The 11,279-nt window shown below is 47.6% G+C and carries 16 protein-coding genes; 10 read left to right on the forward strand and 6 right to left on the reverse strand.

The features are described from left to right. Positions 1-8: 8 nt before the first annotated feature. The 4 genes from rplQ (at position 9) to EAH77_RS24890 (ending at position 1,588) form a co-directional block, all read left to right on the forward strand. Complete coding sequence (rplQ, locus tag EAH77_RS24875; RefSeq protein WP_034793661.1) at positions 9-398, forward strand: 50S ribosomal protein L17; 390 nt, start codon at positions 9-11, stop codon at positions 396-398. A 150-nt stretch (positions 399-548) separates the two neighbouring features. Then, the gene (locus EAH77_RS24880) at positions 549-917 is read left to right on the forward strand and encodes a DUF1992 domain-containing protein (protein ID WP_140476112.1); all 369 of its coding nucleotides are present in this window, start codon (positions 549-551) and stop codon (positions 915-917) included. Between the two features lies 1 nt (position 918). Beyond that, positions 919-1,335: a Zn(2+)-responsive transcriptional regulator gene (gene zntR, locus EAH77_RS24885; RefSeq protein ID WP_140476114.1), complete on the forward strand. Its 417-nt coding sequence runs from the start codon at positions 919-921 to the stop codon at positions 1,333-1,335. Between the two features lie 52 nt (positions 1,336-1,387). After that, positions 1,388-1,588 carry an alternative ribosome-rescue factor A gene (locus EAH77_RS24890; RefSeq protein WP_140476116.1) on the forward strand — a complete coding sequence of 67 codons (201 nt, stop codon included), beginning with the start codon at positions 1,388-1,390 and terminating at the stop codon, positions 1,586-1,588. A 49-nt stretch (positions 1,589-1,637) separates the two neighbouring features. Here the strand turns inward: EAH77_RS24890 and mscL are convergent, their stop codons facing one another. The 5 genes from mscL to def all read right to left on the reverse strand — a co-directional run bounded on the left by mscL (position 1,638) and on the right by def (position 6,452). Then, complete coding sequence (gene mscL, locus EAH77_RS24895; protein WP_140476118.1) at positions 1,638-2,054, reverse strand: large-conductance mechanosensitive channel protein MscL; 417 nt, start codon at positions 2,052-2,054, stop codon at positions 1,638-1,640. Positions 2,055-2,180: 126 nt separating this feature from the next. Further along, positions 2,181-3,557 carry a Trk system potassium transporter TrkA gene (trkA, locus tag EAH77_RS24900; protein ID WP_140476120.1) on the reverse strand — a complete coding sequence of 459 codons (1,377 nt, stop codon included), beginning with the start codon at positions 3,555-3,557 and terminating at the stop codon, positions 2,181-2,183. A gap of 53 nt (positions 3,558-3,610) precedes the next feature. Continuing rightward, positions 3,611-4,903 carry a 16S rRNA (cytosine(967)-C(5))-methyltransferase RsmB gene (gene rsmB / locus EAH77_RS24905; RefSeq protein WP_140476122.1) on the reverse strand — a complete coding sequence of 431 codons (1,293 nt, stop codon included), beginning with the start codon at positions 4,901-4,903 and terminating at the stop codon, positions 3,611-3,613. Positions 4,904-4,978: 75 nt separating this feature from the next. Beyond that, positions 4,979-5,914, reverse strand: coding sequence for a methionyl-tRNA formyltransferase (fmt, locus tag EAH77_RS24910; RefSeq protein WP_140476124.1), 936 nt, complete (start codon positions 5,912-5,914; stop codon positions 4,979-4,981). Positions 5,915-5,939: 25 nt separating this feature from the next. After that, positions 5,940-6,452 (reverse strand): peptide deformylase, encoded by a 513-nt coding sequence (def, locus tag EAH77_RS24915; RefSeq protein WP_140476126.1) that lies wholly within the window; start codon positions 6,450-6,452, stop codon positions 5,940-5,942. Positions 6,453-6,579: 127 nt separating this feature from the next. Between def and dprA the strand changes: the two genes are divergently transcribed. From dprA to aroE, 5 genes are read left to right on the forward strand one after another with little or no spacing between them, the layout of a single operon-like run. After that, positions 6,580-7,749 (forward strand): DNA-protecting protein DprA, encoded by a 1,170-nt coding sequence (dprA, locus tag EAH77_RS24920; protein WP_140476128.1) that lies wholly within the window; start codon positions 6,580-6,582, stop codon positions 7,747-7,749. Beyond that, complete coding sequence (locus tag EAH77_RS24925; protein WP_140476130.1) at positions 7,721-8,194, forward strand: DUF494 family protein; 474 nt, start codon at positions 7,721-7,723, stop codon at positions 8,192-8,194. Before dprA ends, EAH77_RS24925 begins: the two co-directional genes overlap by 29 nt. Before the next feature lie 23 nt (positions 8,195-8,217). Next, entirely contained in the window at positions 8,218-8,778 is a 561-nt protein-coding gene (locus EAH77_RS24930; RefSeq protein ID WP_140476132.1) for a DNA topoisomerase family protein, read from the forward strand. Further along, on the forward strand, positions 8,771-9,340 hold the full coding sequence (tsaC, locus tag EAH77_RS24935) for an L-threonylcarbamoyladenylate synthase type 1 TsaC (RefSeq protein ID WP_140476134.1): 570 nt from the start codon (positions 8,771-8,773) through the stop codon (positions 9,338-9,340). The genes EAH77_RS24930 and tsaC overlap by 8 nt, the downstream gene beginning before the upstream one ends. Positions 9,341-9,351: 11 nt before the next feature. Then, on the forward strand, positions 9,352-10,170 hold the full coding sequence (aroE, locus tag EAH77_RS24940) for a shikimate dehydrogenase (RefSeq protein WP_140476136.1): 819 nt from the start codon (positions 9,352-9,354) through the stop codon (positions 10,168-10,170). 76 nt (positions 10,171-10,246) lie between these two features. Here aroE and EAH77_RS24945 read toward each other — a convergent pair whose 3' ends face one another. Then, the gene (locus EAH77_RS24945) at positions 10,247-10,795 is read right to left on the reverse strand and encodes a gamma carbonic anhydrase family protein (RefSeq protein ID WP_140476138.1); all 549 of its coding nucleotides are present in this window, start codon (positions 10,793-10,795) and stop codon (positions 10,247-10,249) included. A gap of 288 nt (positions 10,796-11,083) precedes the next feature. Here EAH77_RS24945 and EAH77_RS25420 point away from each other — a divergent pair. Further along, positions 11,084-11,279: hypothetical protein (locus tag EAH77_RS25420; protein ID WP_206664890.1), on the forward strand; the 196-nt coding region annotated here is incomplete at its 3' end.

The following is an 11,279-nucleotide window of genomic DNA, read 5'->3' on the forward strand; positions in this document are numbered from 1 at the left end:
ATAAGGTCATGCGCCATCGTAAGAGTGGTCGTCAACTGAACCGTAACAGCAGCCACAGACAGGCTATGTTCCGTAACATGGCCGGCTCTTTGGTTCGTCATGAGATCATCAAGACGACCCTGCCGAAAGCGAAAGAGCTGCGTCGCGTTGTTGAGCCGCTGATTACTCTTGCCAAGACCGACAATGTTGCAAATCGTCGTCTGGCATTCGCCCGTACTCGTGATAACGAGATCGTGGCAAAACTGTTTAATGAACTGGGCCCGCGTTTCGCGAGCCGTGCCGGTGGTTACACTCGTATTCTTAAGTGTGGTTTCCGTGCAGGCGACAATGCGCCGATGGCATACATCGAGCTCGTTGATCGTGCAGAGTCACAAGCAGAAGTAGCAACTGCTGAATAATCTGTAGATGCATGAAAAAACCGGGCTTGCCCGGTTTTTTTACATCCAAATTTTGCCCCTTCCCCCGTCCAGATTTAATTTTGACTTACTTTTCTTTGTGCAGGCGTTATCCTGCAATCTTGTACAAATACTTTTGTTTTCGGAATTGTTATGTCATTTGCCGATGTGTTGGCCGAGCAGAAAATTGCTGAGGCCATTAAAAAGGGTGAACTGGCCAATCTGCCCGGTGCCGGGAAACCTCTGTTCCTGGATGACGACAGCGCAGTACCTGAGGAGTTACGCCTGGCATATCGTATTTTGAAAAATGCAGGGTATTTGCCTCCCGAACTGCAAGATCGCAAAGAGGCGATAGAGCTGAGGGATATGTTAGACGTCCTGACACCCAATGACCCTGACTTCCATTTAGCGGGCAAGCGATTACGGGTACTTGAGTTGAGATTACAGCAGGCTGGCGTGAGTACTGATTTTCTTAGGGCTGAGTATCAAACGCGATTAATCGAAAAACTTAAAGGTGCATGAAATGTATAAAATAGGCGAACTGGCCAAGTTAGCTGACGTTACGACAGATACCATCCGCTACTATGAAAAACAGGGGATGTTGTCTTGTGGCGAAAGAAATAATTCAGGCTATCGTCAATACAGTGACTCTGATGTACAGCGTTTACGTTTCATTCGTTACGCTAAAACAATCGGTTTTACGCTGGAAGCTATCAAGGAATTACTCTCATTGAGAATTGATCCTGCCCATCATACCTGTCATGAATCAAAATCTATCGTTGATAGCAGACTTGAAGAAGTGGAATACAAGCTGAGTGAACTGGCAAGAATGAGAGACTCCTTAAAGCGACTTAGCAACGCGTGCTGTGGGACTTCACATTCCAGTGCAAGTTGCTCTATCCTTGAAGCACTCGAAGCTGGCGCAGGGAAAGTTAAGTGATTTCCCCGACAGTTTTAGCAACAAACTCAATACGTTTCAATATGAGGTAATCATGAGTGCATACAAACATAACAAAGGCGTTATTCAGGATAATGCAATACAAGCCCTCTTGCATGATCCGCTATTCCGCCAACGTGTGGAAAAGAATCTTAAAGGGAAAGGCAGCTATTGCCGCAAAGAAAAGAATGGGAAGGGAAGTTATCAGGAGGGCAGTGTTAAGTGTTCGGTAGAATTTTTAACACTGTCCTTCTAACGAAAAAGCCATCGTAAGATGGCTTTTTTATAACGGATAGAATCAAAATTTAGAGCTTAGGCGTCTGCTGCTGCTGCAACAAATCACGAATTTCAGTTAAAAGCAGTTCTTCGGCCGTTGGCTTAGGCAGTTCAGCAGGAGCAGCTTCCTCTTTCCGGCGCATTTTGTTCATTAATGTCACGGCACAGAATATGGCTAAAGCCACAATGAGGAAATCAAAAATATTCTGAATGAAGATGCCGTATTTCATCACGACGGCGGGTACTGTCCCCTGGGCTTCGCGTATTACCCAGGCGAATTGTTTGAAATCCACGCCACCGATTAGCAGTCCTAATGGGGGCATAATAATGTCGGCGACCAGAGATGATACGATCTTGCCAAACGCAGCACCAATAATGACACCAACCGCGAGGTCAACAACATTGCCACGCATGGCAAATTCACGAAACTCTTTCATAAAACTCATAAAATCACTCCTTGGAAAATCCATAAATCATGTCAAACAAAGTAAAGACTATTTGTAGCATATGCGCTACAAAACTTACCACTTTGAATCTAATCTACTGATAATTATTCAAATTACAGATGAATATTACAAGAAGAATGGACTTGGCTGGAAGAGTCTCTCAACGTCGCGAACAAATTTCTTATCCGTGATAAACATGATCACATGGTCTCCTTGCTGAATCCGGCTGGTACCGTTGGCAATAATCACTTCATTACCTCTGACAATCGCGCCTATAGTTGTTCCTGGCGGAAGTTTGATCTGCTCTACAGTGCGGCCGACAACTTTAGATGTGCTTTCATCACCATGTGCAATGGCTTCGATGGCTTCAGCTACCCCCCGACGTAGTGATGACACACTGACAATGTCAGCCTTACGCACATGTCCCAGCAAGGCAGAAATGGTGGCCTGCTGTGGTGAAATGGCAATATCAATAACGCTACCTTGCACGAGGTCTACATAAGCGCTGCGTTGTATCAACACCATCGCTTTCTTTGCACCCATCTTTTTGGCCAGCATGGCTGACATGATGTTTGCTTCATCATCATTAGTAATGGCGATAAATACGTCAACTTGTTCGATATGTTCTTCTGCCAGTAACTCCTGATCAGAAGCATCGCCATAGAACACAATAGTATCTTGAAGTAGTTCAGCTAGCTCTGCAGCTCGTTGCTGGTTTTTTTCTATGAGCTTAACACTGTAGTTTTTCTCGAGGCGATGTGCCAAACCTGCACCTACATTACCTCCGCCCACAATCATAATGCGCTTGTAAGGCTTTTCCAGACGTTGAAGTTCACTCATCACTGCGCGTATATGCTGAGAAGCGGCAACGAAGAAGACCTCATCACCTGCCTCAATGATGGTCGATCCCTGTGGTCTGATAGGTCGGTCCTGGCGGAAAATCGCTGCGACACGGGTCTCGATATGTGGCATATGCTCGCGCATGGAGGATAGCGCATTTCCAACCAGCGGCCCCCCATAGTAGGCCTTAACAGCGGCAATGCTGACTTTACCCTCTGCAAAATTAACTACTTGCAAGGCCCCTGGGTATTCAATCAGTTTATAGATATAGTCAATGACCAGTTGTTCTGGTGAGATAAGGTGGTCAATGGGTACTGCTTCCGGGTGGAAAAGTTTCTCTGACTCGCGGATATATTCCGAAGAACGAATTCTGGCAATACGATTTGGTGTATTGAACAATGAGTAGGCGATTTGACACGCCACCATGTTTGTCTCGTCCGAGTTGGTGACCGCAACCAGCATGTCAGCATCTTCGGCCCCCGCCTCGCGCAGAACCCGTGGGTGAGATCCGTGTCCCTGAACAACACGAAGGTCGAACTTATCCTGAAGCTGTCGTAACCTTGTCGTGTTGGTGTCAACAACGGTAATGTCGTTGTTCTCACCTACCAGGTTCTCAGCTAACGTTCCGCCAACTTGCCCAGCACCAAGAATTATTATTTTCATAGCCGCTCATTCTCGCCTTAATTCAGTTTGCCCTGTGATTAAGGGCAGAACTATTACGCCGACTTAATCAGTTTAGCGTAATAGAACCCGTCGCCATCTTCGGCATGGGGAAGATTTTGTCTACCCGGTATAGTCAAATCGCCGGTTTCAGCCAACATAGCTTCAGGATGTGCTTTGAGGAATGTCATTATTTGCTCGCTGTTCTCTTCAGGAAGAATAGAACACGTCGCATAGACCATCACACCGCCGGATTTGAGTCTTGGCCAGATTGCTTCAAGAATTTCGCATTGTAACGCTGCAAGTTCAGTAATATCGCTATCACGGCGCAACCACTTGATATCAGGGTGGCGACGGATCACGCCTGTGGCAGAGCAGGGGGCGTCGAGCAAAATTTTATCAAACTGCCGATCGCCAGCCCAAGCCTGAGGTTCTCGGCCATCGCCTTGCTTAACTTCAGCATTAAGTTTGAGGCGTTGAAGATTTTCATGCACGCGAGTCAGGCGCTGTTTATCAACATCTACGGCAAGCACATGAGCTTTGGGTGCAACTTCCAATATATGGGTTGTCTTACCACCCGGAGCACAGCATAGATCCAAGATCATCTCTCCATCTTTCGGATCTAGGAGATCAACGCTTCCCTGTGCGGAAGCATCTTGTACTGTCACCCAGCCATCAGCAAACCCGGGCAAGGCATTCACCGGTGATGGACTAACTAACCGCAATGCATCGGTGTAACTCGGATGAGCAACCGCTTCAATACCGGCTTGTTGCAACAGGGCTAAGTATTGAGCGCGAGAGTGGTGTAGGCGATTAACGCGTAGCCACATTGGTGGGCGCTGATTATTTGCTTCAACAATTTGTGGCCACTGTTCTGGGTAGGCCTTCTTGATGCGGTTCAGTAACCAGCTAGGGTGAAGATAACGGCTATCCGTATTATCCATCCGCTGGATCAGGTCGTCCTGTTGGCGCTGGAATTGTCGCAATACGCCATTGATCAAACCTTTCAACTGAGGTCTTTTCAGTGCAACGGCACCATCAACTGTTTCTGCCAGTACGGCATGCGGAGGGATTCGGGTATGCAAGAGTTGATAAATGCCAACCATGAGCAAGTAATGCAAGGTACGTTGCTTACCTGTCAGTGGTTTTGCCATCAGCTGCTGCAGACACCATTCCAGTTGTGGCAAAACCCTTAAGGTTCCGAAGCACAACTCTTGCAATAACGCGCGGTCTTTATCCGAAATGTTCTTTTGCAGTCCGGGGAGCACTGCTGACAGTGACTGGCCCTGATCAAGAACCTGACTGATTGCTTTTGCAGCGATGCTGCGGAGATTATAGGATGTTTTCATAGTCAGAAGGGCTGGAAAAGCTCAGTTTGATTAAAAGGATAGGGCCCGGCGTATTGCCGGGCGTTATCGGAATGGTCAGGCGAAAACGGTGCCCTCGGTGAACCATTCGCGACGAGAATTAAGGATATCCTGAGCAGACATCGCTTTCTTACCGGCAGGTTGTAACTGCAAAATATTCAGAATGCCTTCAGAAGTGGCGATCTGAATGCCACCTTTGGTTGCCGTTATTAGCGTTCCCGGCTGAACCTGCGGTTGCTCATTGATAACTGTGGCTTGCCAGACTTTTACCGGCTGGTCATCAATGAGGAAATAGCTCATTGGCCACGGATTAAAAGCACGAATGCAGCGCTCCAGTTGGCTGGCGGGTAGTGACCAGTCAAGGCGAGCCTCTTCTTTACTCAACTTCTCAGCGTAGGTGACCAGCGCTTCATTCTGAGCTTCCGCATGTGCAGAACCTGTAGCCAGTTGCTCGAGCGTGGTCAACATACCGATTGGGCCGAGCTCTGCCAGTTTGTGATAGAGATTAGCGCTGGTATCTTCTGGCTCAATGGCACATACGATTTTGTGCAGCATGTCGCCGGTATCAAGACCGATATCCATCTGCATAATGGTAATACCGGTATGACTGTCACCTGCCCACAAGGCACGCTGAATAGGTGCTGCCCCACGCCAGCGCGGAAGAAGCGATCCATGCACGTTAATACAACCTAACTTCGGCATATCTAAAACTGCCTGCGGTAAAATCAATCCGTAAGCCACCACAACCATGATGTCGGCCTTAAGCTCGGCAACCAATTGTTGACTTTCAGCGGGACGCAGGGATTTAGGTTGAAAGACGGGAATATCATGTGCGGCAGCGAGTACTTTGACCGGGCTTGGGGTGAGTTTGTTACCACGTCCCGCAGGTCTGTCGGGTTGAGTGAATACACCGACAACCTGGTGCCCAGACGCCAAAAGCGCGTCAAGATGACGCGCTGCAAAATCAGGTGTTCCTGCAAATATTATTCGCAAAGCTAATTCCTGTTATGAATGAAAATCACTCAGGTCGAGCGTTCAGCTTGGCCATTTTTTCCATCTTTTGACGGATGCGTTGACGTTTCAGTGGGGACAAATAATCAACAAACAATTTACCCACTAAATGGTCCATTTCATGCTGGATACAAATCGCTAGCAGGTCATCAGCTTCGAGTTCAAATGTTTTTCCGTCACGATCAAGCGCACGAACTTTCACTTTTTCAGCTCGGGGGACCAGAGCACGTTGGTCAGGGATTGACAGGCAACCCTCTTCAATACCCGTTTCGCCGCTTTTTTCAAGCAGTTCAGGGTTAATCAATACCAGACGTTCATCGCGGTTTTCCGAAACATCGATAACGATAATTCGTTGATGAATATCTACCTGCGTCGCAGCCAGGCCGATACCTTCTTCGGCATACATGGTTTCAAACATATCATCCACGATTTGCTGAATTTCGGCGTTAACTTCTTTGACCGGCTTGGCAGTAATGCGAAGACGCTCGTCTGGGAAATGTAAGATGTGTAATACGGACATAAATTTATGGATCTTTATTCAATTGATTGACGATATATAGACTCTATTCTAGACATTTCCTGCTCTGATTGACAGCATCCTCTACCAATTGAACCAGTAGGCACGGGCGTTGTAAGGGAATGCATTGATGAATCAACAGGAAGTATGGCTACGCTTATCCACGGTAAAGCGACTGGATGTGAGGATTGCATGTCGTGTGGCCGATATTATGACTCGCGGGGAAAGTCATAACCCCATTTTGCTTGCTGAAAGTGGAATGACTGCAGAACAGGTCAACACATTCTTCCAACGGGATCCCCAGCAACTACGTGCCTCGTTGCGCTGGCTTGAGCACGAGTCCCATTATCTTGTGCCAATAACTGACCATCGTTACCCCATGATGTTAAAACAAATTGCCTCCGCACCTTTGGTGCTATTTGTCGAGGGGAATCTTTCCGCGCTGGCGACGCCTCAGCTCGCGATGGTAGGCAGCAGGAAATACACTGAATATGGTGAACAGTGGGCGAGCTACTTTTCTGCTGGACTCGTGAGGAGCGGATTTACTATCACCAGTGGGTTGGCTCTGGGGATTGATGGCATATGTCACGAAGCCGCCCTCGATAGCGGGGGAACAACAATTGCTGTACTGGGTAGCGGGCTGGCGCGTATTCATCCACGGCGGCATGAACATCTGGCTTGCAGAATTCTGGAACAAGGTGGTGCGCTTGTGTCCGAACTGGAAGTCAGTGCCGCTGCCATCCCAGCCAATTTCCCCCGGCGTAACCGTATCATCAGTGGGATGAGTGTTGGTGTGCTGGTGGTAGAGGCTTCATTGCGTAGTGGATCGTTAATCACTGCGCGCTATGCGCTGGAACAAGATCGCGAGGTGTTCGCGCTCCCAGGACCTATTGATAGCGTAACGAGTGAAGGAACGCATTGGTTGATCAAACAGGGGGCTTATCTGGTCACAGAACCTAACGATGTAGCAGAGCAGATTGGCAGTGGCTTGACATGGATACCCACCACTTCAAGTTCTGAACAGGCCGATTTTATACCCCAGAGAAACAAATCAATCTCTGATGAGATTATTTGTGCAGAAGACGACGAAGTTGAATTGCCATTTACTGATGTGTTGGCTAACGTAGAATATGAGGTGACACCTGTTGACGTCGTCGCCGAACGTGCCGGCCAACCTGTGCCAGAGGTAGTAGGTAAACTACTTGAACTGGAGTTAGCAGGATGGATCGCAGCTGTACCCGGCGGCTATGTCCGAATTAGGAGGGCAGGCCATGTTCGACGTACTAATGTACTTATTTGAAACTTACATTCATAACGAAGCGGAGATGAATGTTGACCAGGATAGGTTAACGGACGATTTGGCTGAAGCGGGATTTCATCGGACTGATATCAACAATGCGTTGAATTGGCTTGAAAAACTTGCTGACCTGCAAGAGGGTGAAACGCCATCACATTTGATGGATGCTGACCCTTTTGCACTACGAATTTATACCGATGAGGAGTCGAATCGGTTAGATGTCAGCTGTCGTGGTTTTTTATTGTTTCTTGAACAGATAAAAGTATTGAATTTCGATACCAGGGAGATGGTTATCGATCGCGTTATGGCTCTCGACACTGAAGAGTTTGATCTCGAAGATCTTAAGTGGGTGGTGCTGATGGTACTCTTTAATATTCCCGGATATGAAAGCGCTTATCAGCAAATGGAAGAGCTGTTATTTGAAGTTAATGAAGGTTATCTGCATTAGAGATAACGGGTAAAGTACAACGTATGACAAAAACAGCGCTTTTTGCTGAGAAGCAAAATGAAAACTGTCCAGAATGCGGGGCCGCTTTGGTGATCCGTAGTGGTCGCCATGGCCCCTTTCTTAGCTGTTCTTCCTACCCAGCTTGTCAGTACATTCGTCCGCTGAAAGCACAGGCTGACGGCCATATTGTTAAGATCCTCGAGGGGCAGTTCTGTCCGAAATGTCAGGCAGCGCTGGCCTTGCGGCAGGGGCGTTATGGCATGTTTATCGGTTGCAGCCATTATCCTGAATGTGACCACAAAGAAGTCATTGATAAACCAGAAGAAACAACACTTCAGTGCCCCCAGTGCGTGCAGGGGCATCTTCTACAGCGTAAATCCAGATTTGGAAAAGTATTCCATGCCTGCGATCGTTATCCTGAATGCCAGTTTGCTATTAACAATACTCCCGTGGCTGGAACATGTATTTACTGCCAGTACCCTTTGTTAATGGAAAAAAGAACGGCGCAAGGCGTTAAGATTTTTTGTGCCAGCAAGTTATGTGGTAAAGGCGCAGACATTACAAATAAAGATCAAGATGAATAAAGAGATAGAAAACAATTTTTCAAGCGTACTGGGTGCATTAGAGCAACAGCGTGTTATCGCTTATCCAACCGAAGCCGTATTTGGCTTGGGTTGTGATCCTGACAGTGAGACTGCCGTCGAAGCTTTGCTGGCACTTAAGCATCGTCCTCGTGAGAAAGGCCTGATCCTTATTGCTGATAATTTTCAGCAATTGCTGCCTTATATCGATGAGACAGCGCTTAGCCACGGTCAGCTGCAGACTATTCTTGCCGCTTGGCCAGGTCCGGTAACCTGGGTAATGCCTGCCAAGGCAACGACACCCAACTGGTTAACGGGACAGTACTCTTCCTTGGCTGTACGAGTTACTGATCATCCTTTAGTCAAAGAACTCTGTCGCCAATTTGGTAAGCCTTTGGTATCTACCAGCGCGAATCTGAATGGCCAGCCGCCTTGTCGCTTGGCTGATGAAGTTAAACAACAATTTGGCCATGATTTTCCAGTATTAGCAGGCAATGTTGGTGGCCGCGAAAACCCTTCAGAAATCAAAGATGCTTTGACGGGCCATCTTATTCGTCAAGGTTAAGGAATTACGTCATGTCTTCTTTCGCTGTATTTGGCAATCCTATTGCGCACAGCAAGTCACCACGGATCCATGCTTTGTTTGCTGAACAAACCGGGATCAATCACCTCTACGGGACTGTTCTTGCTCCGCATGGTGAATTTGAAGCATATCTTCATTCTTTCTTTGCGAAGGGAGCCCAGGGTGCAAATATCACGACGCCCTTTAAAGAGCGGGCATTTGCCGAATCGGACGAGCTGACGGAACGGGCAGCGCTGACCGGAGCGGTAAATACGCTGAAGAAGCTCGATGATGGTCGCCTGCTTGGAGATAACACTGATGGCATTGGTATGCTCAGTGATCTTGTGCGGTTGAAGATGTTGAATGAGGGTGAGCGCGTTTTGCTGGTGGGCGCAGGAGGTGCAGCGCGCGGTGTGATTCTGCCACTTCTCTCGTATCATTGTCAGGTCGTTGTCACGAATCGTACCTATGAGCGCGCAGAGCATTTATGCCGCATTTTTGAAGACAAAGGCCATATCCTGGCATTGCCAATGGACCAACTGGATCATGAGAAATTCGATCTGGTGATTAATGCGACCGCATCCGGTATTAAGGGCGATATCCCACAATTACCTGCTGCGTTGCTGGATCCTCAAACCCGGGTCTACGACATGTACTATCAGGCCGGTGATACGTCTTTTATTACATGGGCAAAAAATCATGGTGTTGTTCATTATGCTGACGGGTTGGGAATGCTGGTGGGCCAGGCTGCCCATGCCTTTAATCTGTGGCATGGCGTAATGCCCGATATTGAGCCAGTCCTTGCACAACTCAAGCTGGATTTACAAAGCTGAAGTAAAGAGTAGGGCAACGGGCAGAGCATTTTACTGATGTAGCCCGTTACCTTCCTATATAGGAGTGGGCTAAACTTTACTTCTGGCTTGCGTCGCTCAGGTAAAGATCTTTCCATTTTACGTAGTTGTTAGATGAATAGGTTAGTCCAGCCAGTTCATCTGTCGTCAGCTCGCGGATTTTCTTCACCGGGCTTCCTAAATAGAGGTAACCACTCTCTAATCTCTTACCCGGCGGCACCAGACTGCCAGCGCCGATCATAACGTCGTCCTCAATAATCGCACCATCTAGCAAAATAGATCCCATTCCCACCAAAACGCGATCCCCGATAGAGCAGCCGTGCAACATTGCCTTATGTCCTACAGTCACGTCGTCTCCTATAATGAGAGGGAAACCTTCAGGGTTGTGACTCGACTGGTGAGTCACATGTAATACGCTGCCGTCCTGGATATTTGTTCGGTAGCCAATCACGACATTGTTTACATCACCCCGGATAGTAACGAGTGGCCAAATGCTGACATCGTCAGCCAGATCTACATCACCAATAATAACGCTGGAAGGATCGACCATAACGCGTTCACCTAGTGAAGGCGCTAAGCCCTGATAAGAACGTAAAGGATGAGACATAGAGAATTTACCTCGTGTTTGAGATCTTAACCTGTTGGCAATATAGCTTTTGCGGGGAGGATTACAAACTTACCGTAGTCAGGTTCGATGAACAAACAAGCTGATCGTGCAAGATCACAACGAAAGGGTGGAAAAAGACGCAGTCGATCTTTTTATTGGAAAAAAGGCTTGTGGAAAAATCTCGGATCCCTATAATGCCGCTCCATCGACAGGGAACAACGTGAACAACATCACGAAGTAACCGGGTCGGAAAGATTAAAAACAGCGGCAACCGAATGAAATAAACGGTTGACACTGAAAGAGGAAAGCGTAATATACGCCACCTCGAGTTGCCAAGCGAAAGCGCGTAACTCACTGCTCTTTAACAATTTATCAGACAATCTGTGTGGGCACTCACAAGACGATATCAGCCACTTCGGTGGCAAAAAATATCAAGTCTTAAAGAGTGACCAAGCAGTAATTCATTTAAGTGAATTATTACGAA

Source organism: Ewingella americana (assembly GCF_006438725.1).
Taxonomy (GTDB): domain Bacteria; phylum Pseudomonadota; class Gammaproteobacteria; order Enterobacterales; family Enterobacteriaceae; genus Ewingella; species Ewingella americana_A.

What these genes read in the sequence shown, in the direction of transcription:
- EAH77_RS24925 (WP_140476130.1), top strand. Translation starts at nt 7,721, where the DNA reads ATGTTCGACGTACTAATGTACTTATTTGAAACTTACATTCATAACGAA.
- mscL (WP_140476118.1), bottom strand. Translation starts at nt 2,054, where the DNA reads ATGAGTTTTATGAAAGAGTTTCGTGAATTTGCCATGCGTGGCAATGTT.
- EAH77_RS24930 (WP_140476132.1), top strand. Translation starts at nt 8,218, where the DNA reads ATGACAAAAACAGCGCTTTTTGCTGAGAAGCAAAATGAAAACTGTCCA.
- rsmB (WP_140476122.1), bottom strand. Translation starts at nt 4,903, where the DNA reads ATGAAAACATCCTATAATCTCCGCAGCATCGCTGCAAAAGCAATCAGT.
- EAH77_RS24945 (WP_140476138.1), bottom strand. Translation starts at nt 10,795, where the DNA reads ATGTCTCATCCTTTACGTTCTTATCAGGGCTTAGCGCCTTCACTAGGT.
- zntR (WP_140476114.1), top strand. Translation starts at nt 919, where the DNA reads ATGTATAAAATAGGCGAACTGGCCAAGTTAGCTGACGTTACGACAGAT.
- EAH77_RS24890 (WP_140476116.1), top strand. Translation starts at nt 1,388, where the DNA reads ATGAGTGCATACAAACATAACAAAGGCGTTATTCAGGATAATGCAATA.
- trkA (WP_140476120.1), bottom strand. Translation starts at nt 3,557, where the DNA reads ATGAAAATAATAATTCTTGGTGCTGGGCAAGTTGGCGGAACGTTAGCT.
- EAH77_RS24880 (WP_140476112.1), top strand. Translation starts at nt 549, where the DNA reads ATGTCATTTGCCGATGTGTTGGCCGAGCAGAAAATTGCTGAGGCCATT.
- dprA (WP_140476128.1), top strand. Translation starts at nt 6,580, where the DNA reads ATGAATCAACAGGAAGTATGGCTACGCTTATCCACGGTAAAGCGACTG.
- rplQ (WP_034793661.1), top strand. Translation starts at nt 9, where the DNA reads ATGCGCCATCGTAAGAGTGGTCGTCAACTGAACCGTAACAGCAGCCAC.
- aroE (WP_140476136.1), top strand. Translation starts at nt 9,352, where the DNA reads ATGTCTTCTTTCGCTGTATTTGGCAATCCTATTGCGCACAGCAAGTCA.
- def (WP_140476126.1), bottom strand. Translation starts at nt 6,452, where the DNA reads ATGTCCGTATTACACATCTTACATTTCCCAGACGAGCGTCTTCGCATT.
- tsaC (WP_140476134.1), top strand. Translation starts at nt 8,771, where the DNA reads ATGAATAAAGAGATAGAAAACAATTTTTCAAGCGTACTGGGTGCATTA.